The organism is Pseudomonas sp. TWR1-1-4, assembly GCF_049897165.1.
Lineage (GTDB): Bacteria > Pseudomonadota > Gammaproteobacteria > Pseudomonadales > Pseudomonadaceae > Aquipseudomonas > Aquipseudomonas canadensis.
Genome location: NZ_JAFCVS010000002.1, coordinates 395,320 through 420,843, shown reverse-complemented (window position 1 = coordinate 420,843; position 25,524 = coordinate 395,320). Strand labels below are relative to the sequence as shown.

Here is a 25,524-nt window from a genome sequence, read left to right as displayed (position 1 = left end):
GACCCTGTAGGAGCGAGCTTGCTCGCGAAGAGCGTCAACGATGACGCACGCATCCAGAACAAATGCGGTGCCTGAGCGTTCTTCGCGAGCAAGCTCGCTCCTACAGTGAGGGGTGGGGTCAGAACTGATAGGTGTAGCCTACGCCCAAGGTACGGCGGCGTGCCGGTGCACCGTAGGCCACCGGGTCACTGTAGAAACCGTAGGTGTCGTAAGTCTGGTTCAGCAGGTTGTCGGCGAAGGCATAGACTTCGCCGTATTTGCTGTCGAGGCCCGCGCGCAGGTCGAGTTTCTCGTAGTTGTCCAGGTTGAAGTGGTTTTGCGGGTCGGCTGCGCGCTCGCCCACCAAGTGATAGTTCAGGCGGGTGTTGAGGGTGGTTTCACCGAGGCTGGCGAAGGTGCCCAGCGGGTGTTTCCAGCTGGCGTTGAAGTTGCCGCTCCAGCGCGGAACATCCGGGGTGCGGTTGCCGGCAGCGACGTCACCGGCCTGGATGCCTTGCACGCCGCTGGTGATCTTGGCATCCAGGTAGGTGGCGCTGGCGGCCAGGGTCAGGCCGTAATCGAAACGCCAGCTGCCTTCCAATTCGGCACCACGGGTGCGGGTGTCGGCGTTGAAGGCATTGGTGGCGAAGGTTGCTGCGTCGTAGCCGAGCAGGTGATCGTCGTGCACACGGGTAAAGAACAGCGCACCGTTGAGGCTGCCGCGACGGTCTTCGGTTTCACTCTTGAAGCCCAGCTCCACGGCTTTGCTGACAGCGGCCTTGTAGGGTTCGCTGTCGGTGACCTGTGAGGCATAGTCATTGAAACCACCGGATTTATAGCCCCGCGCGAGTTGCACGTAGACGTTGGTTTGCGGCGTGAGGGCGTAGCTCAGGGCGACGCGGCCGGTGCCATAGTCGTCGGTCAGCTTGCGGGAGTCTTGCACCGCACTGCTGCCGGAGAAGTACTGACCGTCGTAGGTCTTGCGGTCCCAGGAGTGGCGATAGCCGGTGGTGAGTTTCAGGCGCTCGGTGAGGGGGAAGGTGACTTCGCCGTAGCCGGCGTAGGTGGTGGTGGTGAAGTCACGGTATTTGGCGCCGGAGGTGCCGTAGGTGTTGCGTGGCGTGTCGTAGCTGCGCTCGTTGCGGCTGGCGGCGAGGCCTGCCACCCAGAACACGTCGGAGTCGGGCAGCGAGCTCAGGTGCAGGTCCTGGCTCCAGCTGCGCTCGAAGGATTTGTCCACCACCCAGAATTCGCCAGGGGTTCCGTACAGGGCGCCCATGAGTTTGCTGTCGTAGGCGATCAAACCTTCGAAGTCGGCGGTGGACGTGGCGGTGGTGGAGGTCAGGCGACTGTTGGCGAAGTCGTGATCGACCTTGAGCGTATAGCGCTCGGTAGTCTTGTAGTTGTCGTCGAACAGGCCTGGCGTCAGGTTCAGGCTGGGGTCGCTGCCGTAAGGGCGCAACACCAGCGAGTTCGTGGCGCGCTCGGTTTTCTGGCGTTCGGCGCTGACCAACACATGGGTGTCATCGTTAAGGTCCCAGAGCAGGCTGCCTCGGTAGGCTTCGTTACGCGGCTTGGTGATGGAGTGGTTAGTCTGGTCGTTGTCGATCCAGCTGTCATAGCCGGCACGACGCACAGCCAGGCGACCGCTGAGGCTGTCGCTGATCGGCCCGCCGATGGCGCCTTCGGTGAGGAACTGGCCTTCCTGGCCGACTTCGCCACGCACATAACCCTCAAGTTCGCGGGTAGGTTGGCGCGTGGTGATATTCACCGCGCCCGCCTGGCCAATCGCACCGGACAACGTGCCCTGAGGCCCCTTGAGCACTTCAATGCGCTCGACGTCGAGGGTGCCGAAACCGAGGCTGCGCGACGACACTGGAACGCCATCGATATTGAACGCCACTGAGCTGTCATCCATCGACATCTGGTAGAGCGAGCCGACGCCACGGATCAGCACGTTGAAGTCATTCGGGCCTCCGGAGGAGTTGACGCTCACGCCGGACGTGTTGCGCAGCGCGCTTTCCAGTGTGTCGAGGCGCTGGGTGCGCAGTTGCTCGCCGCTGATCACGCTGAGGCTGATTGGGACTTCTTTCGGGTCTTCCTGCTCCATGCGCGCAGTCACCGTCGAGACCGGCAGTTGCACGGGCTCGGCGGTGGCGGCGAGCGCGGAATTGGCAAGTGTGAAGCTCATGGCTATTGTTATAGTATTACGTTTGTAGCAAGATTGGCGGGTAGCCGTCGTGTTGCATCGTGCAGACATGATGGGACCTTGACTGAGGATTCTGATCGGCGCGCGTTGCGGGGTGGCAGCGGCGATTTGGCGGAGTCTTTGCGGCGCGCCAGATGCTAATAATTATCAATTGCACACATCTACCCCGATGTGATCTGATTCGAGCCGTATCCGGTCAGCCAGGAGATTTACGATGTCAGCCGTTCAAGGAGGCGCAGGGGAGCCGATGCCGGTCTCGCGAATCATTACGGGAGGATATGGAAGCGACCTCGGGCCAGGGGCGCACTGTCGCGTCACCCGCGTGTCGCTGCAGGACGGGCTGGACATCGTGCGGTGGCAAAGCACGTTCGAACAGCCGATCGAGTTGCCCTTGCAGGACGACAGCGATTGCATCCATTTCAGTTTCACCAACCTGCTCAAGGGCAAGGCCTCGTGCAGCTTTCAAGAGGGGCGTCGGCAACGGCGCTATGCGATTGACGAGGGCGCCGGCAGCATCAGCTTTGGTCGTTGCCGCCATGGTCTTTATCATCAGCACGGCGAGATCGATAACATCACGGTGATGATTCGCCCTGAAGTGCTTGAGCAGTGGGAGCTGAAACTCGACCCACTGCTGAACAAAGCATTGGCCTGTGACCATTGCTTTCTCGATGGACATCGCAGTGGCGAAATGAGCGCGACTGCGCACCTGCTCGGTACCGCCATGGACCAGGGTGCCGGATTGCCCCCGGCCCAGCCGCGCAGCAGTCTGTGGCTTTACGGGCAGAGCGTTACGCTAGTGAGCTTGTTCCTGGAAGTACGCCAGGACGCCGAGTGTACCTGCCGCGTCAGTAACACCGATCGCCAACGGCTGGTGCGTGCCCGTGAGCGTCTGCTTGAAGACCTGGGCAAGGCGCCGAGCCTGTCTGAGTTGGCGCGTGAGTCCGGGTTGAGCCAACCCAAACTGACACGCGGGTTTCGGCAACTGTTCTTCAACAGTGTCTACGGCGTATTCCAGCAAGCACGCATGATCCAGGCACGCAGCCGCTTGATGAGCGGTGATGACTCCGTGATGCGCATCGCCTCGGACCTGGGCTACGCCAATGCCAGTCATTTTGCGACAGCGTTTCGTAAGCAGTTCGGAATCAACCCGTCGACGCTCAAGAATGGCGGGAGAAGCAAATCACTGGGTATTAATGCGTCGTAAATGAAGATGTGCCTAAGCGCACTGATTTCGTTTGACGCACGGGCGGATGCGGCATGGAGCTGAAGTCAAGCATTCGCTAGAGGCTATCGGGATCCCCAAAAAACATTTTGACTGGGCTCTAGGCCGGTAGTTACAGCTTGAAAAAAACGAATTATGCCCCCAGTTATGCCCCCAATTGCGTCGAGTGTTCGAGCGATCGCGAATGGCGATTTCTGACGCGGACCTGGGTGGTCGTGGCTGGCATTCAGTGCACCCCCGTATACTGGATGACCAAACCGAATCGGGCAAATCCTTGATGGTTCGATGATTCGATATCCTTAATCGGAGTTGTCGGGCTGTCCTTCAGCACCTGTCCTGAAATTGGCATCGCCAGATAGTCATGCTCTGCGCGATGTTCCAATGGCGCTGGTCGCCAGAGGGATCGATGCGAGTATCCATCGGAAGTTGGGGCCCAATGCCAGGCGTCTAAATACGCAATCGGCGTTAAAAAAGCGGGGCAAAGTTGAGTATCGTGTTTGTGGTCGTAGACCTCGATAGTGCACTAGGGCCTAAAACCCTGTGCTCCAATTGACCGTTGAGTCGGCTGGCAGCGCGGGGGTTGAGGTTGAGATCTAGAGGGGGCGTCTCACCTTTGTTGTTCCTGGCCAGTCATGTCTGTGTCCTGGATCGCTGATCAGTCATTAGGCAAGTGCAATTGCACGTCCATGGCGTCATGAAGGAGTCGGACGACCTCGATCACCTCTTCATTTGCCACGCGATAGAACACGACGTGGCGTGGGCTTTTGACCGTCCCATGAGGGTGTTTAGCTTGCTGGCGTGAATATACGAGGTGATAGCTGCGAAGGCCCGGTGCAAGCTCATCGCGCTCGTGGCTGCCAATGCGATAAGGCGTGCTGGCAAGAGCTTGCAGCGCCGCGAGGATCAGCGCCTGGTAGCGATGGCGTGCTTGATCGCCGAACTGCGTTTGGGAGAGCCTGAGGATGTCAACAATGTCGGCACGAGCCGCATTGGAAATCCGATACTGCGACATGCTCAGTGTTTCTCTTTCGTCGGGATTGTTGCCTCCAGGCTCAAGCCCTCGAGGTAGTGCGCCAGATCCCCTTCGTTGAGCTCAGTGGAGCGCCCGCGCTTAAGGTCCATGATGCCGATCGATGTAGCCTGACGCAGGGCCTCAATTTTGGCGGTGTCTTCGGCGATGCGCTGCTCCAGTAAACGCAAACCTTCTCGCATTACTTCACTGGCATTCTGATAACGGCCGGACTGTACCAGGTCATGTATGACCTGTTCCTGGTGAGGGGTGAGCACAACGTTTCTCGTTGCCATATTGAACTCCAGCTTTCAGCGAGTAGTGTCTTTCGGTAATTGGCATATTATGCCATTTAACTTTCCGGTACATGGTTTAAGGCTTGGGTCTGCCAAACTGGGTTGTATGGTTGCTTTTTGGGATGTTTCGATCCTTAGTCTCGACGAGACGTGGCAAATTGCCCGTACAACACGGCCACCAGTCTGCAGTGGCCGCCGGCGTGTACTCAGGCATCATCTGGGCCGTTGGAAACCTTGACCGCGGGACCTTTGAGCCGGAACAGAAGCGAGTGCTGGAATGCTCTGCCTTTTCGAAGACAACCTCACCGACTGGTCGCCTCCAGACACCATCAATGCCTTGTTCCACGAGCCTGAAGGTGAACTTTGCCCGTGGCAGTTTGAGCACTTTACCGCTGTCCAACTAAGGTCGGTCACGAATGGAAAATCTAAGTATTGAGTACACCGACAAACAACGCTGGTTTGCCTTTACCAAGATAAACACCCTCTCGGCCCTGTCGCAGATCGTACAGATCGGTACAGTCACTCCGCTGCTGTCACTTTCGCTTGAGCAGCTAGGGGTCGAACCGGCAAAGATCGGGGTGATTGTCAGCGCCTCGTGGTTGGCGATCCTGCTGCTCTACAAATGGCTTCCGCGTCTGCTGGCCCATCTGGGGCTGGTCAAGACGAATGTCCTCAGCGCAACGCTAACGATTGCTGCGCTGATCGGTATGACCCTGACAACCCATTTGGCACTGGTTTTTTCGCTGAATTTCGTGCTTGGTATCGGGTTGATTCTGCGCTGGATCGCCTGCGATACGTGGATTGTCGCGGTTGCATCGAAAGACGAGCGCGGTCGGGCGATCGGCATACATGAGACCTTGATGGGCCTGGGTATTGCTGTCGGTCCGCTGCTGTTGGTTGTACTCGGCGTCGGGAGTGCCGCGCCTTACTACGCATGTATCGTGATCGTGTTGTTGTCCGGCGCGCTGGAATTAGCCCTCAAGGACTACGATACGCGACCGCAAACCCCGGCAGAAAATCGCCATGGCAAGTTGTTCAGCATCATTCCAACGGCACTGTGTGGCGCGTTTATCGCGGGCTTTTCGGAAACCTCATCCGTATCGTTCCTTGCAGGCTACAGCCTCTCGGCCGGTTATCTGTTGACCGCCGCCGCCCTGCTGATATCGGCGTTCGGAATTGGCGGCACCATCCTGCAACTGCCAATCGGCTGGATGGCCGACCGCAGTTCATACAAAGTCGGCCAATTAGTCTGCGGCTTGATACTGTTGCTGGGCACCCTGGCCATTCCGTTCAGCCAGCCGCTTCCTTGGCTAGCGACGATGTCATATTCCTCTGGGGCGGCGCCATTGGTGGCATGAACACCTTGGCTGTGATCGAGGTGGGAGACCAGGTCGGCGAACATCAAGTGTCCACCGCCATGACGGCTATTGCGATGTTCTACACCTTGGGCAGCGTATTAGGTCCCATTGCCACGGGCGCCACAGTTTCCTATGTCAGTGAGCACGGATTGATGATCTCGGTGGGGATAGTCGGTTTGCTGTTCATTGCAATGTTGGTTTTGCGCAGGGTTCCCCATGCATGAACGTGCAGCACCTCAATGATGAGGACTTACGCGTACACAAGACCTGGCTGTGGTACGGGCGCTGGCCCCTGATTTGATCGTGATCAAGGACGCCGTGGTGCTGGGGAGGCAGCGAGTACCCGAGCAGTTGTTCGACGCGCCGAAGCAACCCTATCACGGGACTTGTCAGCGGCGTCTGTGTTGACGTCTCAGTGAGTTCCCGGATACCGAGTCTCCATCACAATCGACAACGCATCCGGGCGCCAGAATTCCTGGTCGAATTCCACCGGCCGGTTGTCCTCGCCGAAGTTCAAGCGTTCCAGGTACACGCTGGTGGAGCCCGGCGACAGTTGCAGTAACTCGGCTTGTTCTTCGTTCACCGTGCCGATGTGCATCTCCAGCTCACACCGCGACTGCACCCGCGCAAAACGCTCGCGCAGCAGTTGGGTCAGCGAGGTATTGAGGTCGGTTTCGAGCAGGCCAGGGCACCAACTGGCGAGCAGCGCGTTGAACTCCAGCAGCACCGGGCGGCGGTCGATCCAGCGTCGGCGTTGCAGGAAGAACACCGGCTCGTCCGCCGAGGCCAGGCCCATGCGCTTGGCCAACCAGGGGCCGGCGGGGCGCAGTTCGGCGTGCAGGCATTCGGTGCGCGGGGTGCGGCCCTGGGCGCTGACGTAATCCATGAAGCCGCTGATACGCGTGGGGTCGTAGCGGATGCGCTGGGGGCTGACGAACCAGCCCCGGCGGTTTTCGCGGTACACCAGGCCTTCGGCTTCCAGTTGCTGCAACGCTTGGCGCAGGGTGACGCGGGTGCAGCCGAAGCGTTCGATCATGTCCCGTTCGGAGGGGAATTTCTCATCGGCCTGGGGCACGCCTGCGGCGATGTCATGGGCGATCTGTTCGCGGATGCGCTGGTAGTGCGGGGAAATGGGGTCGAAAGGCATCCTGGGGTTCCGTGAGCAGGCATGACGTGGGGGTGACTCTACCGTTCCTGTTGGCGCAGGTCACCTTCTCCCACGCAGGGGCTATGCAAAGCGGAATGACGCGCCATGGGCCGAGGCCGGCAACCGGTCACTGCCATCGGCGCGCAGGCGCGAGCGCAAGGTGCCGCTTTGCGCCGTGGTGCGGTACAGGCCACGTTTTTGCAGGGCCGGGATCACCAGTTCGACAAAGTCGTTCAAGGAGCCTGGGCTGATCAGCGGGTTGAGCATGTAGCCGCTGGTGCCGGAGATGCGGGCGTGCTCCTCGATCTTTTCCGCGATCTGCTCCGGGGTGCCCACCAGGATCAGGTCGCTGCCCCGGGTGACATTGGCGAAGCGCTGGCGCACCTCGCCGGCAGTGAGCGGCTTGCCGCTGCCATCGGGCTTCATGATGTAGGAGGTCATGCCTTCGGTGTGGGTCGACAGCGCCTCGTTGTCTGCATAGCGGTTGATGTCGATGCCGGTGTCACCGGCGTAGCTCACCAACTGCGCTTGCAGGTGATAGTTGCTTTGCAGGGTGTCGTATTTTTTCTGCGCCTCGATGGCCGTGGGAGCAGTGACGATGCGCAACACGGTCAGCGATTTCACGTCGGCCGCCTGACGGCCTCGGGCCTCGGCCTGGCCCCAGATATCTTCCAGGCCCTGGCGGATTTCCAGCGGGTTGGACTTGGCGATAAACACCAACTCCGCGTGCTTGGCGGCGAATTGTCGACCACGCCCCGACCAACCGGCCTGGATCAGCAACGGCGTGCGTTGCGGCGACGGCGACGTAAGGTGCGGCCCAGCCACCCGGTAATGTTCACCGGCATGCTGGATAGGCCGCACGCGCGCGCCGTCCGCGTAGGTGTGCGCGAGTTTGTCGGCGATCACTGCATCATCGGCCCAGCTGCCTTCCCAGAGCTTGTACACCACGTCGAGAAACTCTTCGGCGCGCTCATAACGGTCGTCGTGCTTGATCATCTGCTCCAGGCCGAAATTGCGCGCAGCACTGGACAGGTACGAGGTGACGATGTTCCAGCCGATGCGCCCGTCCGACAGGTGATCGAGGGTGCTGAAACGCCGGGCGTGGGTGAACGGGTGCTCGTAGGTGGTGGTAACGGTGACGCCAAACGCGAGTTTTTCGGTGAGGGCCACCAGCGCTGGAATAATCGTCAGCGGGTCATTGGCCGGGGCTTCCACCGCCCATTTCAACGCCATGGCTTCGGAGCCGCCGAACACATCGTAAAAGCCCAGCACGTCACCGAAGAACATCAGGTCGAGGTTGGCTTCATCTGCCGTGCGGGCCAGGTTCGACCAGTATTTGAGGGTATTGATGCCCAGCCGCTCATCCGCCGGGTGGGTCCACAGGCTGGGCGCACCGCCGCAGCCGACGCTGGCTTGTTCATAAAGGCCGAATAACAACGGGGTGGGATCGGACATGGTGCTTCCTGCAGGTAAAGAGTAGGGCTAGCGCCCGTGGAGATAAGCCTTGCCGTAGTGCCGTTCCAGCCGGGCCTGGATCAGTTCCAGACCGATCGACAGCAACCAGTAGATGACGGCAGCGGTGGTGAGCATTTCGATATAGCGGTAAGACGAGCGGCCATAGGATTGCGCCAAAAACATTACTTCCCACACGCCCATCACCGAGACCAGGGAGGAGTCCTTGAGCATCGAGATGAACTGGCTGGTGGTGGGCGGAATGATGGTGCGCATGGCCTGGGGCAGGACGATCTGCCAGAACGTTACCGCCCGGCCCATGCCGAGAGCGGCGGCTGCGTTGCGTTGGCCTTGGGACACACCCAGGATGCCGGCGCGGAAGATCTCGCTGAGGTACGCGCCGTAGTTCAGCGACAACGCGATGATCCCGGCACTGATGGCGCCCGGCACCACCCCCAATTGAGGCAGGCCCAGGTAGATCAGCAAGATCTGGATCAGCAGTGGCGTGCCGCGAAAAAACGAAGCGTAGAAGCTGGCGATACCGAACGCCACCGCGCTGCTCGACAACCGCGCCAGGGCGGTGGCAAAACCCAGCGCCACCGACAACCAGATCGAGCAGAAACACAGGAACAGCGTCAGCGCCGCGCCTTGCAGGAAACCTTGGGGCGACAGGTGCAGCCCCACCAGGTTTTGCCACTTGGCGGCGACGATGGCGAACTGCAGGTCGAAGCTCATGAACAGGCCGGCGAACAGGCACAGCATCACGCCCCAGGTCAGCCACAGGCGTACTTTGAACGACAGCAGCGTGCGCTTGACCGGTGGTGGTTTCACAACGGCAGGTGGGGTGGGGAATACACTCATTGGGTAATGTCTGAGCCGATCCATTTCTGGGAGATCTTCGCCAGCGTGCCGTCACTTTTCAGCTCGGCAAGGATCTGGGTCAGCTTGGCATCCCACGCCGGATCGCCTTTCTCGGTGGCCACGACATTGGGCTCGGCGTACAGCACGTCACCAGTGATCTTGAAGCGCGGGTCGTGGTCAATGCGTTCCTTGGCGGTGACCAGGTTGGTGACCATGGCATCCAGGCGTTTGCCGGTGCCCAGGGCCAGGTCCTGGAAGGCGATGGTTTCGTTGTCGTAGGGCACGGCTTGTACGGCCTTGAACGGGTACACGATGGGCTTGCTCGCGCCTTCGATCACCAGGTCTTTGGCCAGGTAGGCCTCGTAGGTGGACGCACTGCCCACCCCGACTTTTTTGCCGGTCAGGTCGGCCGGTGACTTGATGCTGTTGTCGGTTACATTGACCACCACCACGGCAGGCGAGGCGTAGTACTCGAACGGGAAATTGAACACCTGGCCGCGTGCGGCACTGGGGGTCATAGAGCAGATGCACACGTCGTAACGGCCGTTCCAGCGGCCCGCTGCGATGACTTCCCAGGACGGGGTTTCCAGTTTGAGTTTCACGCCGAGTTTGGCGGCCACGGCCTTGGTGACATCAACGTCAAAACCATCCAACTGGTTTTGTTCGTTGAGGAAGGAGAACGGTGGGTAGTTCTCCATCAACACGCCGACCAACTGCTTGGATTGGGTGATGCGGTCCAAGGTTTGCCCGGCGAACACGGCCGGGCTGGCCAGGAGAAGGGTGACGCTGAGGGCGGCGGCAGTGCGTAAGTTCATAAAAGCATCCAGGCGAGTTTTGTTATATTTAAACGCGATAGATGCCCTAATGTTTAATGATATTAAACGCTGTAAACCGACGCTTTGGTTATATGTTCCTGTTGTTGCAAATCCCGGTGCCAGGCGCGCAAACCATAGGCCGCCAGCACCACGAATCCGGCGTACAGCGCGGCGGTCAGCTGCAGGTCTTTGTACAGGAACAGGCCCACATAGGCCGCATCCACCACTATCCACAGCCACCAACTGACCACGTATTTGCGCGCCGCCCACAGGCTGGCCACCAGGCTGAAGGCGGTGAGCAGCGAGTCGAGCCAGGGCAGGGCGGCGTCGGTGAAGTGGTGCATCACGGAGCCCAGGGCCACGGCGCCGACTAGCCCCGCCAACAGATGCCGCCACGCCTCCTGAGGCGGCAGGCGCTCTACACGCACCTTGCCCGCGTCAATGCGCCCAGTGCTCCAGCGCCACCAGCCATAACCTTGCAGTACGGCAAACACCAGTTGCAGCAGCATGTCCGAATACAGCTTCACGTCGAAGAAGATCCAGGCATACAACAACACCGCGACCACGCTGACCGGCCAGCACCAGCGCACCCGCTGTGCGGTGAGCCAGACCCCGGCGATGTTGAAGAACACGGCGACGATTTCGAGTGGCGACATAGGGTTCTCTCGGAACTAGTTTTCCAGATGCAGCGCCTGTTGCTTGAGCTGGCGCTTGCGTTCGAAGGGCAGTTTTTCCTGGTCGCCATAGGGCGCGCTGTACCAGTTGCCGTAGGTGGGGTTGGGCAACAGGAACCAGCGTTGGCCAAGCCAGGCCAGGTACGGCGCGGCGGCCTTGCGTTGATCAGCCAGGGTGTTGTGTTCAGCTTGCACGAAGTCACCGAAGGAATCGCCCGCCAGCATCAGCACACGGGCATGGCTGGCCACCCATTGACGCCGGCAGTTCTTGCCGTAGCCGGCCTGTTCGCAATGGCCGGTGGGCGTACTGGCAGCCAGCACCTGTTCGTTGCTCGCCACCGGAAAGCCGCGCAGGCGCAGGTTGTTGACCGTGGCCTGGACGTGGCTGTGTTCGCGGTTGGTGATGTAGTAGACGCTGACGCCTTTTTTATCGGCCGCCTGCAGGAACTCGACGGCTCCGGGCAGGGCCTGGGCCTTGGCCTGGTCGACCCAGGTGTTCCAGCGGTCGTAGGAGTAGACCTGGTTGCTGAGAATGTCCCGGGCGTTGAGCGGCACGTTGTCGAGCACGGTTTCGTCGATATCGACCACCACCGCCGGCGGCAGCCCGCTGAGGTTGCGGGGTGGCAAGGGCAGGGCGTCCCAGGTCGGGTCGGCCAGGGCGACGTCCAGCTGACGGGTGGCGCTGGCGAAGATTTGGCGGTAAATCAGCTCGTGCTCGATGGAGGTCTGGGTCCACAGCACCGCGTCCAGTTGGTCGTTGGCGGGCGGTTGCTGCTGGCAGCCGACGATGGCGGTGGAGAGCAGGCACACACTGGCAAACATCAGATTACGCATGAACACTCAGCGTCAAAAATTGACGGTGGCAGACAGCCGCGCAGTGCGTGGCGCGCCCAGGAACAAGTAGCCATCGCCTGCGGATTCACCCACATCCCGCCAGTAGCGTTTGTCGAACAGGTTGTCGACGGTCAGGCGCAGAACAGTAGCGTAATCGCCGACCTTGGTGGTGTAGCGGCCGCCCACATCGAACACCGCGTAGTCGTCGACCTTCACCGTGGCCTCGCGGTTGGCGTATTTATTCGCGCTGTATTGCACCCCGCCGAGCAGGGCCAGGCCGGGTACGCCGGGGATGCTGTAGTCGCCGTGCAGGCTGGTGCGTAGCTTGGGCACGTTGATCGCCTGATGGCCGTCATAGTCATCGGTGCCGCTACCGCTGACCTGGGCGCGGATCGCCGCGACGCTGGCCGACACTTGCAGGTCGGAGGTCACACGGCCGTTGGCGGACAGTTCGATGCCGACGTTCTTCTGCTTGCCTTGCTGCACAAAGGTGATCGTGCCGTCGTCGTTGGGGCGGTTGTATTGCAGATCCTGGGTGATCTGGAACAGTGCGGCCGTCAGGCTCAGGCGCTGGAAGTCACGCTTGATCCCGACTTCCAGCTGGCGCGAGGTGGTGGGTGGCAACACCTCATCGGAGTTGTTGCTGAACCACGCCGCCTCGCCACCCAGGGACAGGCCCTTGCTGTAGCTGGCGTACAACGACGTGTCCGGGCGCGGCTTGTAGATCAACGCCACCTGGGGCAGGAACACGCTGCGCTGGGTATGGCGGGTGGTGGCGCCGGCCTGGTTGTAGGTCTCTTCGTCGAGACGCACCTGGCGCCCGCCGAGGATGGTTTGCCATTGCTCGTTGAAGCTGATGCGGTCGCTGGCGAACAGGCCGTACTGGCGGCTGTCGAGGCGCCGGTAGGTGTGGCCCAGCGGGCCGTCGTAGGGTTCCAGCACGGGTGACGGCTGATAGATATTGCCTTCGCCGATGTACTCGTTGACCGATTGGCGCCGGTCCACCATGCGGCGGAATGCGCTGGTGCCAACGGTCAGGTCATGCTTGAGAAAGCCGGTGTCGAACTGGCCGTTGAGCGCGGCCTGGGCTTCCTCATTGCTACGCGTGTCATCGGGGCTGCGGTAGTCGGAGATGTCGTAGTCGCCCTCGGCGCTGAAGTGGTTGGGCACCGCGGTGCCTGCGCAACTGGCGGCGCCGTAGCAGCCCCAGGCGAAGGTGTTGTAGTCGTCGATCACCACGCGGCTGCGGGATGCGCTGAAGCTGGCTTTCCACGCGTCGTTGAAGCGGTACTCGAACAGCCCGTCGAGGTTCAGCGACTGGATACCCACCGGGTTCGACCAGCTCTGGTACGCCAGCAGATCCTTGGGCGAGACATGATGCGGCACCTCGGTCCCCCCGAGCAATTGATAGCCCGGCACCGAGCGCTGCTCGCGGTTCTGGTACTCGGCGTTGAGTTGCAGCAAGGCGTTGGGGCTGATGTTCCAGTCCAGCGCCAGGGAGGCGAAATCGCGCTTGCCGTCGGCGTGGTCGACGTAGGAGCGAATATCTTCATGGGCCAGGTTGATGCGCACGCCCACCTGCTGTTCGGTGCCAAGCCAGCCGCCGATATCGGTGGCCAGGTAGCGCTCGCCCTGTTCGTTGGTAGACACGGTGACCGAGCGCACATTCTCCGGGCGTTTGCTCACGTAGTTGACCAGGCCGCCGGGCTCCGAGACGCCGCTCTGCAAACCGGCCAGGCCCTTGAGCACTTCTACCTGCTGCTTGTTCTCCAGCGCCACGTTTTGCTCGCCGGTGATGGTGCGACCGTTGATCTTGTAGCTGCTGGCCGGGTTCAGGGCAAAGCCGCGTATCACGAAATTCTCGTAGTAGCCGACGGGGGCATAGCTGTCGCCGACCGAGGCGTCATTCTTCAAGACCTCGCTGAGCAGGCGCGCCTGCTGGTCTTTCAAGCGGCCTTCGGTGATCACCGAGACGGACGCCGGGGTGTCCAGCAACGGCGCGTTGTCGAAGCCGGCCACGGCGGCTTTTTTGGCCTGGTAGTCGGTGGCCTCCTGGCCGACCACGGTGACGGTGTCCAGGGTCGTGTCCTGGGCGTGAGCCGCCGCAGCGGCGAGGGTGATGCTCAAGGCGAGCAGGGTGTGACGGTAAGGTGTAGCCATGAAAAGAGCGCTCCAAAGGCCTGCCGCCGCTGCCGTACGCTTTTATCGGACAACAGGGTGCCCAGCGCTGCGCAACGAGGGGTTGCCAGTACGAAATGAAAAAGCCGAGTTCGCCGCAGAGGGCGTCAGGCCGGAGCTGCTCCGGTAGTCATTGGTAAGCGTGCGTCGGCGGCCCATTCCTGCAGGGAGCCGTCGTAGAGTGTGATGTCCTGGCGCCCCAGCAGGGTCAGGGCCAGGGCGTTGGCGGCGGCCGAGATACCGCCGCCGCAATACAACACCAGGGGGCCTTCGCTGTGCAGCAGCGTGGGGCCGATAGCCAGGGCCAGGGCATCCTTGGGCAGGTAGCGGCCATGGGCGTCGAACAGGTTGCGCGCCGGCAGGTTACGGCTGCCGGGGATATGCCCGCGCCGGGCGTAACGGGTGGCGGCGCTGCCGTCGAAGAGTGCCGCGCCCAGGGCGCAGATCAAGACCCCGGGCGCTTGCCCGGCGACGATGGCTTCGACGCCGACGCGGTCGATCCACGCCTGCGGGCGCCGGTTGATCGGCCAAGGTTGCACCGCAGCAATCGATGCCTCAGGTCCACCGTGTTCGGGCAAACCCGCTTGGCGCCAGGCGTTGAATCCGCCATCGAGTACCGACGCTTCGATGCCCACGCCGCGCAGCATCCACCACAGACGGGCGGCCCAGAAACCGTCGGCGCGATCGTAGATTACCAAGGTTTTATCCACCCCCGCGCCGAGCGCTGCCAAGCCTTGCACCAGCGCGTCGGGCGCTGGCAAGGCAAAGCTGAAACTGGCCTGGGTATCTGCCAGTGCCGTCAACAAATCAGCGTGCCGCGAGCCGGGAATATGCGCTTGCAACCAGCCGTCATAACCGCTGGCAACCCGATAGTCACCGTCGAATTGCGGCGACGGCAGCAGCACCGTGGCGTCCAGCACCACCAGCGCCGGGTCGGCCAGATGTGCCTGTAACCATTGGGCATCGACCAGCAGGCTCATACGCTTTGGCGCCGGATATGCTCAAGCAGGCGTTGCCCCTCGGCACCCGCAAACCAGCGCAGATGACCGAGCAGGTAGGCGTAGTAGGCCACGTCGGCGCTGGCGCTGGAACCGACCACGTCTTGGTAATACGCCACCTCGGACAGGGCGAAATCCACATGCACCAGCGGCAGCAAGGCGCTGAGTGTGTGTAGGTCGTGTGCACTCAACGGGCGCACCTGGTGATAACCATTGAGCAGGGCATCAACGCTGTCGAGGTCGGCGCTGGCCGTGCCGCCGCTGTCCAGGTCCAGCCAGGGCACGGCGTTGCGTTCGATGGCGGTGGCCAGGTCGAAGAGCGCGAACGTGCGGTCGGCCAGGCCGAAATCCAGCACGCTGGAGACGCTGCCGTCTGCATTCCACAACAGGTTGGAGGCGTGCCAGTCGTTGTGGGTCCAGAGCGGTGGCTGGTTGCGTAATAAGGGCTGTAGCGCTTGGTGCCATGGCAGCAGCAGCTCGCTGAGCTGGGCGTGCCAATCCTTGTCGGCGAGGTAGGCGTTGTGGCGGTTGGCGATGGCGTGCAGCGGTGCCTCGTGCTCGATCAGCCGCGCATTGGCCAGCAGCACGGCGGTGCGGCGTGGCGGCGCTGCGTAGTGTTCGGCGGCTTGATGCAAACGGGCCAGGGCCTGGCCGGCGGCGAGGGCATGTTGATGGTGCTGGAACGGCGACCACGACAGCGCGTCGCGGTACAGATCCAGACCCTCGGCCAGGTGGTGCACTTCATAGGTCCACTCGCCTAGCACGGTGGCCGTCGCCCCGTGGCGGTTCGGCACCACCGCTGCCACCGGCGCGCCCTGGCGATACAGGTGGGCGATCAGCTGGTGTTCTTCTTCCAGCCACGCGGCCTGGCGCACCTGCTGGTGATGGCGTTTGACGAACAGCGTCGCATCGGCGGTGGTGATCAAGCCGGCAGCGGAAAATGGCCGCGGGCTGTGCCAGTGCAGGCTGTGCAGCGGGCCGAGTTGCGGGTAGTCACGCAGCAGGTGTTCGATGTCGGTTTCGTGCAGGGCCGGCCAATCCGCAGTGACAGGCTCCAGCCCCAGGCCATGGGCGGTACGTTGCGGGTTCATGGGCGCGCCTCGGGCAGGTAGGCGTTGCTGGTCGCGCCTTGCCATACCTGCGGGTTGTCGAGCACCGCGTGGTGGTGCAACCACTCGGCGTAAGGCGCGATCAGCGCCTGGCGTTGCTCGCCCCAGCGGCCTTGGTGCAGCCAGGTGGGGGCGATTTTATGCAGCGAGGCACTTAGCAGTTCTGCCGGGAAATACGGCGTGGTGTGTTCATACGCGCTGAGGGCAATCGACGGTTCCTGGGCTACGGCCAGGTAACCGCGGGCGGTGGCGGCGAGAAAGTCGCGCACCACTTCGGGCTTGTCCGCCAACGTGCGTTCGTGGGCGCCGAGCAGGTAGCTGTGATAGACCGGCGCGCCGATCTCGTCCACCGGCAACACCACGCGGCGCGCCGCCTCGATGGGGCTGTGCATCAGTGCTTCCCAGGCCCAGTAACCACCGAAACTGGCGTCGGCGACGCCTTCTGCCAATTGTTCGGGGCGCAACTCGCGCACACCGCTGTCCACCAGGATCACGCCATCGGGGTCGCCGCCGTCGCGGCTGACCAAGTGACGCACCATGGCCAGGCCGCGCGGCGTGGGGTTAAGCGCGAGGCGCTTGCCCACCAGGTCGCGGGGGCGACGGATGCCGGAATCGGTGAGGGTCTGGATGGACTCCAGCCCGGCATGGTTGATCGCCGCGATGCCTTGCAACGCCTGACCCAGGCCACGGCGTACCAGCAGGCGGTTGCTGGGGAATACGCCGAAGTCGGCGGCGCCAGTCAGCAGGTGCTCCAGGGTGTCGCCACGGTAGGGGTCGTGCACCACCAGTTCTACATCCAGGCCCAACTCCGCATACCAGCCGCGCTCCCGTGCCAGGTACAAACCCGCCGAATTCGGCCATGGGTGAAAGTACTCCAGCATTACCTTTACCGACACCATCGCGTGTTACTCCAGCCCAACGTCCTTTGATGGGAGCGATTTATAAGCGAGTAATCTGGTATATACCAATATCCTTTGTTGCTATGGATATAACCGCCGCGCGCGGTCTGAATTCGACGTTCTGGACCTTAGGGCGTCAACCGAGGAGCGTCCATCATGTAGCTCAACGTCATCCGACTCAGTGCCCGGATCCCCACTGCCAGGCTCGGGTCATCCACCTGGAAGCCCGGCGAATGGGTAGGCCACACGGTTTTGCCCTCCAGCGCGGGGGGTGTCACGCCCATACGCATGAAAACTCCCGGAACCTGGCGGGCGTATTCAGCGAAGTCATCGGCACCGTAGGTACCGTTGTCGATCCGCACCGGCGTGGTCGACACCTGTTGCAGCACCGGCATCAACTGGTCAACCAATGCAGTGTTGTTGTAGCCAGCGCGGTAATTCCCCGGCAGGTAGTCCACCTTGGTGGTGGCCCCCGAGGCTTCAGCGATGTGCTCGGCGGTGCGGGTCATGCGCTGCAACACGTCCTCACGCTGTTCATCGCTGACGGTGCGAATCGAACCTTCCAGGCGCACTTCGGCGGGGATGATGTTGTGGCGGTCACCGGCCTCGATACGCCCTACGGAAATCACCGGCGCCGGCAACAGGCTGAGGTTGGATTGGCGACTGGGAATGGTCTGCCAGGCCAGGATCACCTGGGCGGCGACGGGCACAGGGTCGATGCCGGTCCAGGGGAAGGCCGCATGGGTCTGGCGGCCGATGATGCGCGCGACAAAGGTGTCGGCCGCCGCCGTGGTGCGTTGCCGGCTGAGCGTGAAAGTCCCCGCCGTGCCCGCCGTTACGTGGATGCCGAAAATGACCGCTGGCGCCGGATTTTGCAGCGCGCCTTCCTTGATCATCAATTGCGCGCCACCTTGTTCGCCCAGCGGCGGCCCTTCCTCGGCCGGCTGGAAAATCAGCTTGAGCGTGCCCGGCAATTGCTCGCGATGGGCCGCCAAAACCTCGGCAACCCCCAGCGCCATCGCCATATGTGCATCATGACCACAGGCGTGCATCACGCCGACGTCCTTGCCTCTGCTGCGAAAGTCTGCGCCTTCATCTTTGCTGCGCACGGTCGACGCAAACGGCAGGCCGGTTTGCTCGGTGAGCGGCAGCGCGTCCAGTTCGGCGCGAATCGCGACCACCGGGCCAGGTTTGCCGCCACGCAAAATGCCGATGACACCGGTATGCGCGATGCCGGTCTGCACCTCTAGCCCCAGTTCCCGTAGGCGTTGGGCGATGCGCTCGGCGGTGTGGAACTCGCGATTGCCCAGCTCGGGTTGTTGGTGAATCGCGTGACGCAGCTCTATCACGCCGGGCAATGCCTGGCTGATCTGCGCGTCCAGGTCGTCCCAAGGCTCGGCGGCCGACACGGAACCGGACAGAAGCAGCAGGGAAATCGGTAGCTTCAACATATCCAGGGCTCAATAAGTAAACGCAATCGGCGGTGCTTTCGCGTTCAGCAAATAATCGCCAATTGCCTTGTACTTGTACGCCAGGGCGTCATGGGTGGTGTGGGTGCGTGCGTTACGCCAGTGACGGTCGAAGTTGTAGCGCGACTGGGTGGTGGCTGCGCCGCCGACTTCATACAGGCGTTCGCACACGAAGAGGGCGGCGCGGGTTGAGGCGATTTTGGCTTCGGCCACGGCAATCGAAGACTTGACCAAAATAGCTTCCAATTCCTCACCCTGCGCCAACCCCTGCAACTGCGTGCGCGCGGCCAGGTCGACCGCCCCGGCGGCTTTCTCCACCAGCGCTTCGGCGCCATGGATGCGCGCGGCCAGATCACCGAGGGTGTGCAGGATGTACGGGTCGTGGCGCGCCTGGTCCACGCCACTTTCGCGCACCGGTCGCGAGCCCGTGCGCGCCCACGCTACCGCGTCATCCAAGGCCGCCAGGCCGATGCCGACATCGAGGGCACAGTGGATCAATTGCGCACTGGCGCCGACATAGTTGCGGCGTTGATACCACTGCGCCAACGGGATCACTTGCTCGGGGCGCACCGGCACATTTTCCAGCAGGGTACTGCCGCTGGCGGTGACGCGCTGGCCCATGCCGTCCCAATCATCCAGCAGCGTAATGCCCGCAGTGTCGGCGGGCAGCATCACGTAGATCGCGTTGCCGGCCTCGTCCACGGCCTGGATCTTCAGCAGGTCGGCAAACAGGCAACCGGTGCTGTAGAACTTGCTGCCATTGAGCACCAGTTGATCGCCGCGACGCTCCAGGCGCGTGTGGATTTCACCGCGAAAGGTGCCGCTGCGTTCGGCAATCGCGCCAGATGACAACTGGCGCTCGGCAAAGGCACCGAGGTACTCACGCTGCTGTTCGGGGTTGGCGATCAGGCGCAGGTGCTCGACCGTGGCGAAATGCGGAAACAGCGCCTGGGCCACACTCGGATCGGCCTTGGCCAGGGTGATGAAAATCTGTGCCACCTGCAGTTGGCTGACGTCGCCGCCGCCCAGCTCAGTGGGGACCCGGGCGGCGCCCAGGCCGGATTCGCGGATCAGGTCGAGCTGCGCATACGGCAGGATTCTGCCGGCGTCGCGGTCGGCGGCACCGGGTTGGATCTGCGCGGCGAGTTGGTGGGCGAGGGCAAGGTAATCGGTCATGGAAAGGTCCATCAAAGAGGTCAGGAAGCGTCGCGCAGAGCACTACGCGGTACGCCGAGCAACAGGATCAAGGTGCCGCACGCCACCAGCGCCGCCACGATATAAAGCGCCAGGCTGATGCTGCCGGTGGAGGTCTTGATCGCACCGATCATGATCGGCGTGAGCAGGCTGCTGATCTGCCCGCAGCAATTGACCAGCGCTAGGCCGGCGGCCTTGGCGTGATCCGACAGGTAGTACGTGGGGATGGTCCAGAAAATCGCCGTGGCCACCAGGTAGCCGCTGGTCATCAGGGTCAGTACGGCGATTGCCGAGTACGGGCTGAACAGAAAGTTGGGCAGCACCAGCATTGCCAGCGCCGCCGTGAGGCCGCCCAGCGCGAAGTGCCAGCGCCGCTCCTGATTCACATCCGAATGGCGGCACGCCCACAGCATCACGCACACGCCGACCACATAGGGCAAAGCCGAGAGCAAGCCCAGTTGCCCAAGGTTGCTCACGCCGGAATCGCGAATGATCGACGGTGCCCAGATATTGGTGACGTTGCCGGTGCACATGATGGTCAGGCAGTAGGCCAGGGTGATGAACCACACCTTGCGGTCCTTCAGCGCCTCGACGAAGCGCGTATGCCCGCCGGGTTTGCGCTGCAGCCGTTCACGCGCCAGGGCTTGCTCGATGGCGTGTTTCTCCGCGTCGCTCAGCCACTTGGCCGAGGCTGGTTTGTCGTCCAGCCAGTACCAGGCGAACAACCCCGCGAGCACCGGCGGAATGCCGGTGATCACGAACAGCCATTGCCAGCCGGTGAAGCCGCCGACCCCGGCGAAGTGCCCCATGATCGACGTCGACAGCGGCCCGCCGATGATCCCGCACACCGCAATTGCCATGATGAACCGCGAGGTGATGCGCGCACGGTGGCTGGCCGGGAACCAGTAGGTGAGGTACAGGATCACCCCTGGGAAGAATCCGGCTTCGGCGGCGCCCAGCAACACCCGCAGCACATAGAACTGCGCCGGGGTCTGGGCAAACGCGGTGGCGATGGTCACCAGCCCCCACAGCACCATGATGCGCATCATGGTTTTTTTCGCGCCGATCGTTTCCAGCAGCAGGTTGCTCGGGATCTCGAACAGCAGGTAACCGATGGAGAACACCCCGACGATGATGCCGAACGTGGCGTCGCTGATGTTCAGGTCGGTCTTGAACTGCAAATGCGCAAAGCTGATGTTGACCCGGTCCAGCCAGTTGAGCACGAAGCACAGGAACAGGAACGGCATGATCCGCCACGCCAGTTTGCGGTACAGGCGTTGGTCGAAGGTCGCCTGCGGGCGTTCGAAGTTCGTCATCACCAGCTCACGTCGACTTTAGCGAAGTAATAAGCACCTTCCAGGCCGTAGGGCGAGTACCAGCTATAGGTCGGGTTGTCGGTGGGGAAGAAGTAGAAGCGCTTGGCCTCGTCATTCAGTTGCTGGGGGCGGCGGTCGAAGATGTTTTCGCCGCCGACGGTGACTTTCACCGCGTCGCTCAGCCAGTAGCCCAGGCTCAAGTCAGTGATGAATGCAGGGCGGATCACCTCATCGCGACTGGCGGAAATCTGGTTGCGCCCGGTGACCTTGGAATAGCGGGTTTCCTTGAGATTCACCTCAAAATCCCCCAGTTGCCAGGCGGCATTCAGCGACGTGGTGTTTTTCGGGTAGGCCGAGGTCAGGTTGCCCTGGCGGTCACGGCCCATCACGCTGACGCCGGTGCCGGCCAGTGCTGCGGGCTCCTTGATCTTCTCGATGGTTTGCAGGCTCTGATTGCTGAGCAAGGTCCATTTGGTCTTGCCGTAGCGGCCCAGGTCATAGCGGTAGTCGGCCACCAGGTCGATGCCACGGGTGCGGGTATCGGCCAGGTTGCCGAAGTACGAGACGATCTGGTTCGGGTTCAGGCCCTGGGCGGCCAGCACGTTGGAGACCGCCGTGCCTTGCAGGTTACTGGTCTGCAGGATGCGATCCTTGATGTCGATCTGGTACAGGTCGACCGTAATGTCCAGGTTCTCGGTCGGTGTGGCGACAAAGCCGAGGCTGTAGTTCATCGAGCGTTCAGGCTTGAGCTCCTTGGCGCCCAGGGCCTGGCCGGCGGCGTCGTTGACGGTGACGTAGCGCGTGGTGGCCTGCTCCAGTTGCCCGGAGAGCGGGCTGGTGCGCCAGGCGGTCAGCGACGACGAATAGAACTGCTGTTGCAGGGACGGCGCGCGGAAGCCGTTGCTCACGGTGCCGCGCACGGCGAATTGCGGGGTGAACGCGTAACGCGTGGAGAACTTGCCACTGCCGGTGTCGCCGAAATCACTGTAGTGCTCGAAACGCCCGGCCAGGCTCACGTCCCATTGGTCGGTCAGGCTTTGGCTGAAGTCGACGTAGCCTGCGGTGTTGGTGCGTGAGTAGTTGTGCGCGTCGGCCGGGGTGAAGCCCACCAGCCCAGGCGCGCCGGGGTTGGGGCGTTGGCCGGCGAGCGGGCTGCCAGCGGGGAAGACGTAGCCGCCATCGGCGTAAGAGGCGTATTCGCCGGCCTGGATTTCGAAACCGTCACGGCGGAACTCAAGGCCGGTCGACACGTTCAGCGGCTTGGCAAACAGCCCGGTATCGAACGCACGGGTCAGGTCGAGGTTATTGGTCCATTGGCTAGCGATCAGGTTGCCGCCGTCCATATCCTGAGGGCTGTTTGGTCCCAGGGAAGGGTTCAGCGAGCGTTCGTTGCGGGTGTTGGCGTTGTTGTAGCCGTAGCTGGTGCTCAGGTCCCAAGCCCAGCCCAGCAGGTCGTCGTTGCGCACGCCGAACACGCTTTGGAAGTCGTCTTCTTCCACCACGAAACGCGGCGAAAAACCGTCCGGGTACACCGAGACAATGTTCTGTGGCGAGTTGGCGGTGCGGTAGGTGCCCCAACTGGTGGAGTTGCGGTGGCTGAGGGTGGAGAACGAATACAGCGTGTAATCCTCGTTCAGCGGCAGCTCGGCGTTGTAGCCGAAGTTATAGGTTTGCGAACGGGGCTGGCCCAGTTGCTGGCGGTAGCGGCTTTCGCTGGTTTCGCGCGGGTCGGGCTGGCCGTTCTGGCGGAAATAGATGCTGGTGCGGTCCGGTACGGCACCGGCCACGTTGGAGCTTTCCTGGAGGCCGATATCGGCGCTGAGGCTGAAAAAGCCGTCATTGGGCAGCTCGAAGCCCTGGTTGATCTGGCCCTGTCCCCGCGCACCGAAATTGCCCTTGCCGCCCACACGGTTGGCGTACTGCCCATAGAGGGCGCTGCCACTGCCGCCGGAGCGGTTGGTCTTGAGGATGATGTTGATCACCCCGGCAATCGCGTCCGAACCGTATTGCGCCGCCGCGCCGTCGCGCAGCACTTCCACGTGGTCCACCGCGGCGATGGGGATCAGGTCGAGGTCGGCGGGCGACTGGCCGCTTGAGGTGGCGGCGGTCTGCACAAAGATCAGCGACGTATTGTGGCGGCGCTTGCCGTTGACCAGCACCAGCACATGGTTACCGCCCAGGCCGCGCAAAGTCGCGGACTTGACCGACAACCCGGTGCCGCCGGTAAACCCTGCAGCATTGGTGTAGGACGGCACACTGGCGGCCAGGGCGTCGCGCAGGTTCTGTTTACCGGAGCGGGCGAGGTCGTCGGCGCTGATCACATCGATCGGCGCCAGGCTCTTGGCGACAGTGCGACCGCTGTCCCGGGCACCGGTGACCACCACGGTTTGCAGGGCGGTGTCACTGGCCGCCGACGGACGTGACGGGTTCTCTTCAGCGTGGGCTGCCGGCTGGGCGCACAGCCCGAGGATGCCGGCGGTCAGCAGGCTGAACCTGGGACGAAAGCGAGTGTATGGGCGAGACATGGTGAGGCTCCGATGGTTAGGTGCCGCTTTCCATTCCTGGTGGTGGGAGTTCCTGACAGTACTGGGGAGGCTTATGTGTTGGCTGTTTCTAGTTATGGGTTGAGGTCAACGCCCCAGCATCACGTCCTGGCGGGCCTGGTCGACCAGTGCCATCTGCCGCGTCAGTCGGGCTTTGCGTTCGGCCAGCAGCAAGGTCTTGGTCCATTCCACGGCCTTAGAGGAATGGCTGGCCAGGCGTGCGGCCAGTTCCAGCGCGCTGGCGTAGGCGTCGTCCACCACTTGGTTGACCAGGCCGATGGCCAAAGCCTCTTGGGCATCGAATTTGCGCGCGCTGAGCATGATGTCCAGGGCCGCTGCTTCGCCTATCAGGCTGGGCAGGGTGATCGCACTGAAGCCGGACAACATGCCGTGCTGCACTTCGGGGAAGTGAAAGCGCGTGTCGTGCCGCGCAATACGGAAATCGCAATGAATCGCCAGGCTGATGCCCAGGCCCAGGGTGTAGCCGTGCAACGCGGCAATCACCGGCTTGCTCAAATCGTTGCCGACACCGGGCAGGGCACGGGCCAGGACTTCGCTGCTGACGGTCTCGCCGGTGGCGTCGATCTCCTTGAGGTCGGAGCCGGCGCAAAACGCCCGCTCGCCGGCACCGCGCAGCACGATGGCGCGCACGGCGGTGTCTTGCTGCGCGCGCTGCCAAACCTCGGCCAGGACGTGCTTGGCCTGGCTGTCCAGTGCGTTGAGGCGCTCCTGGCGGTTGAGGGTGACCACCAGGATTCCTTCGCCAATATTTTGATACTCGACTGTCATGGGGGGCTTTTTATCCGGTGTGAAAGAAAGACGCGATTGCCCCTTGAGGTCCGCGTCAAAGTGAGGAAAACTTAATGGATGTGCACAATGCAAACAAGATGTTTGTTATATGAACATATTCTTATCGGGTCAGAAACGGTTATAAAAAATGAAAGCCATAGTTCTAAAAGCCTTCGGCGGGCCGGAGCAATTGCAGCTCGAGGAGGTGCCTACGCCTCAGGTGGGTGCGGCTGAAGTGCTGGTCAAAGTAGCGGCTGCAGGGGTTTGCCATCACGACGTGCTGCATCGCGCCGGGCACTTGCCAGGGGCGCACACGGGCGTGGTGCTCGGCCATGAAGTGGCGGGTGAAGTGGTTGAGGTCGGCGCCAACGTGCATCAACTGGCGGTGGGTGCCCGTGTCGTGGTCTATCAGCGCCGTTTTTGCGGCCAGTGCCGCGACTGCCTGCGCGGGCGCCAGGACCTGTGCCGCGCCTTGGGCCTGCCATCGGTGGATACCGAGGGTGCCTACGCCGAATACCTGCGGGTGCCGGCGATTTCCGCCATCGAACTGCCCGACGGGTTGGACTACGTGCAGGCCGCCTTGGCGTCCTGCCCGATTGGCACCAGCGTGCGCGCCCTGCTCGGCGAGGCGGCGCTTAAACCTGGCGAAAGCGTGTTGATCAACGGCGCCAGCGGTGGCCTGGGCGCCCATCAGATTCAATTGGCCAAAGCCTTTGGCGCACGGGTGATCGCCGTGACGGGCAGCGCCGACAAGCGCGACTTTCTCCACCGCCTGGGGGCCGACGAGGTGATCGTCAGTGCCGGCAGCTACAGCGCCGAGGTGTGGAAACTCACCGGCAAACGCGGCGTGGACGTGGCCATGGAAAACCTCGGCAGCACGTTGGAAGACACCCTGCGCAGCATGGCCCTCGGCGGGCGCGTGGTGGTGTTGGGTAACGTCGCACCGGCCAGCGTGCCGATCAACCCCGGCTTGTTGATTGGCCGTCGCCTGCGGGTGCAGGGTTCGGGCAGCGCGACGCTGGAAGAAGTGCGCCTGGCACTCGCTTTGATCAAGGGCGGGCAGGTCAAGCCGCTGATCGACCGCGTGCTGCCGTTTCACCAGGTGGCCGAGGCCCATGCGCTGTTGGAATCGCGCCAGGTCAGCGGGCGCATTGTGTTGAGTGGGTGGTAAAC

General features: G+C 62.4%; 22 protein-coding genes. 4 read left to right on the top strand and 18 right to left on the bottom strand.

The window, feature by feature from the left end; translation table 11 throughout:
- Nucleotides 1–118 precede the first annotated feature (118 nt).
- Nucleotides 119–2,170, bottom strand: coding sequence for a TonB-dependent receptor (locus ACP7C6_RS06630; RefSeq protein WP_426108447.1), 2,052 nt, complete (start codon nt 2,168–2,170; stop codon nt 119–121).
- Nucleotides 2,171–2,402: 232 nt separating this feature from the next.
- On the opposite strand from ACP7C6_RS06630, the gene ACP7C6_RS06625 reads away from it, so the two are divergent.
- The gene (locus ACP7C6_RS06625) at nt 2,403–3,392 is read left to right on the top strand and encodes a helix-turn-helix domain-containing protein (protein ID WP_073859997.1); all 990 of its coding nucleotides are present in this window, start codon (nt 2,403–2,405) and stop codon (nt 3,390–3,392) included.
- 673 nt (nt 3,393–4,065) lie between these two features.
- On the opposite strand, the gene ACP7C6_RS06620 is transcribed toward ACP7C6_RS06625, so the two are convergent.
- A complete protein-coding gene (locus tag ACP7C6_RS06620; protein ID WP_122815095.1) occupies nt 4,066–4,422 on the bottom strand; it encodes a type II toxin-antitoxin system RelE/ParE family toxin in 357 nt (118 codons plus the stop codon).
- Nucleotides 4,423–4,424: 2 nt separating this feature from the next.
- Nucleotides 4,425–4,715, bottom strand: a complete 291-nt coding sequence (locus tag ACP7C6_RS06615; RefSeq protein ID WP_305385314.1) for a type II toxin-antitoxin system ParD family antitoxin — start codon at nt 4,713–4,715, stop codon at nt 4,425–4,427.
- A gap of 416 nt (nt 4,716–5,131) precedes the next feature.
- On the opposite strand from ACP7C6_RS06615, the gene ACP7C6_RS06610 reads away from it, so the two are divergent.
- Nucleotides 5,132–6,073, top strand: coding sequence for an MFS transporter (locus tag ACP7C6_RS06610; RefSeq protein ID WP_250883723.1), 942 nt, complete (start codon nt 5,132–5,134; stop codon nt 6,071–6,073).
- Nucleotides 6,070–6,297, top strand: coding sequence for a hypothetical protein (locus ACP7C6_RS06605; RefSeq protein ID WP_250883722.1), 228 nt, complete (start codon nt 6,070–6,072; stop codon nt 6,295–6,297). The genes ACP7C6_RS06610 and ACP7C6_RS06605 overlap by 4 nt, the downstream gene beginning before the upstream one ends.
- 188 nt (nt 6,298–6,485) lie before the next feature.
- On the opposite strand, the gene ACP7C6_RS06600 is transcribed toward ACP7C6_RS06605, so the two are convergent.
- The 15 genes from ACP7C6_RS06600 to ACP7C6_RS06530 all read right to left on the bottom strand — a co-directional run bounded on the left by ACP7C6_RS06600 (nt 6,486) and on the right by ACP7C6_RS06530 (nt 24,351).
- Nucleotides 6,486–7,220 carry a UTRA domain-containing protein gene (locus ACP7C6_RS06600; RefSeq protein ID WP_426108446.1) on the bottom strand — a complete coding sequence of 245 codons (735 nt, stop codon included), beginning with the start codon at nt 7,218–7,220 and terminating at the stop codon, nt 6,486–6,488.
- Between the two features lie 81 nt (nt 7,221–7,301).
- A complete protein-coding gene (locus ACP7C6_RS06595; protein ID WP_214498236.1) occupies nt 7,302–8,675 on the bottom strand; it encodes an LLM class flavin-dependent oxidoreductase in 1,374 nt (457 codons plus the stop codon).
- Between the two features lie 27 nt (nt 8,676–8,702).
- The gene (locus ACP7C6_RS06590) at nt 8,703–9,533 is read right to left on the bottom strand and encodes an amino acid ABC transporter permease (protein ID WP_185710955.1); all 831 of its coding nucleotides are present in this window, start codon (nt 9,531–9,533) and stop codon (nt 8,703–8,705) included.
- Nucleotides 9,530–10,348, bottom strand: coding sequence for a transporter substrate-binding domain-containing protein (locus tag ACP7C6_RS06585; RefSeq protein WP_214498237.1), 819 nt, complete (start codon nt 10,346–10,348; stop codon nt 9,530–9,532). Before ACP7C6_RS06585 ends, ACP7C6_RS06590 begins: the two co-directional genes overlap by 4 nt.
- A 62-nt stretch (nt 10,349–10,410) precedes the next feature.
- A complete protein-coding gene (gene pnuC, locus ACP7C6_RS06580) occupies nt 10,411–11,004 on the bottom strand; it encodes a nicotinamide riboside transporter PnuC (protein ID WP_305385327.1) in 594 nt (197 codons plus the stop codon).
- Between the two features lie 15 nt (nt 11,005–11,019).
- On the bottom strand, nt 11,020–11,856 hold the full coding sequence (locus ACP7C6_RS06575; protein ID WP_214498239.1) for a 5'-nucleotidase, lipoprotein e(P4) family: 837 nt from the start codon (nt 11,854–11,856) through the stop codon (nt 11,020–11,022).
- Between the two features lie 12 nt (nt 11,857–11,868).
- Nucleotides 11,869–14,016 (bottom strand): TonB-dependent siderophore receptor, encoded by a 2,148-nt coding sequence (locus ACP7C6_RS06570; RefSeq protein ID WP_426108445.1) that lies wholly within the window; start codon nt 14,014–14,016, stop codon nt 11,869–11,871.
- Between the two features lie 125 nt (nt 14,017–14,141).
- Nucleotides 14,142–15,014, bottom strand: a complete 873-nt coding sequence (locus tag ACP7C6_RS06565) for a sulfurtransferase (RefSeq protein WP_305385330.1) — start codon at nt 15,012–15,014, stop codon at nt 14,142–14,144.
- Nucleotides 15,011–16,123 carry a phosphotransferase enzyme family protein gene (locus tag ACP7C6_RS06560; RefSeq protein ID WP_150675461.1) on the bottom strand — a complete coding sequence of 371 codons (1,113 nt, stop codon included), beginning with the start codon at nt 16,121–16,123 and terminating at the stop codon, nt 15,011–15,013. Before ACP7C6_RS06560 ends, ACP7C6_RS06565 begins: the two co-directional genes overlap by 4 nt.
- A complete protein-coding gene (locus ACP7C6_RS06555; RefSeq protein ID WP_150675462.1) occupies nt 16,120–17,040 on the bottom strand; it encodes an ABC transporter substrate-binding protein in 921 nt (306 codons plus the stop codon). The genes ACP7C6_RS06560 and ACP7C6_RS06555 overlap by 4 nt, the downstream gene beginning before the upstream one ends.
- A gap of 128 nt (nt 17,041–17,168) precedes the next feature.
- Entirely contained in the window at nt 17,169–18,491 is a 1,323-nt protein-coding gene (locus ACP7C6_RS06550; protein WP_426108444.1) for an amidohydrolase, read from the bottom strand.
- Nucleotides 18,492–18,500: 9 nt separating this feature from the next.
- Complete coding sequence (locus ACP7C6_RS06545) at nt 18,501–19,685, bottom strand: acyl-CoA dehydrogenase family protein (protein WP_093545062.1); 1,185 nt, start codon at nt 19,683–19,685, stop codon at nt 18,501–18,503.
- Between the two features lie 20 nt (nt 19,686–19,705).
- Nucleotides 19,706–21,019: an MFS transporter gene (locus tag ACP7C6_RS06540; RefSeq protein ID WP_426108443.1), complete on the bottom strand. Its 1,314-nt coding sequence runs from the start codon at nt 21,017–21,019 to the stop codon at nt 19,706–19,708.
- Nucleotides 21,019–23,544: a TonB-dependent receptor plug domain-containing protein gene (locus tag ACP7C6_RS06535; protein WP_426108442.1), complete on the bottom strand. Its 2,526-nt coding sequence runs from the start codon at nt 23,542–23,544 to the stop codon at nt 21,019–21,021. The genes ACP7C6_RS06540 and ACP7C6_RS06535 overlap by 1 nt, the downstream gene beginning before the upstream one ends.
- Nucleotides 23,545–23,649: 105 nt before the next feature.
- A complete protein-coding gene (locus tag ACP7C6_RS06530; RefSeq protein WP_305385338.1) occupies nt 23,650–24,351 on the bottom strand; it encodes an enoyl-CoA hydratase/isomerase family protein in 702 nt (233 codons plus the stop codon).
- Between the two features lie 148 nt (nt 24,352–24,499).
- Here ACP7C6_RS06530 and ACP7C6_RS06525 point away from each other — a divergent pair, with 148 nt between their 5' ends.
- Nucleotides 24,500–25,522: an alcohol dehydrogenase catalytic domain-containing protein gene (locus ACP7C6_RS06525; RefSeq protein ID WP_101272077.1), complete on the top strand. Its 1,023-nt coding sequence runs from the start codon at nt 24,500–24,502 to the stop codon at nt 25,520–25,522.
- Nucleotides 25,523–25,524 lie beyond the last annotated feature (2 nt).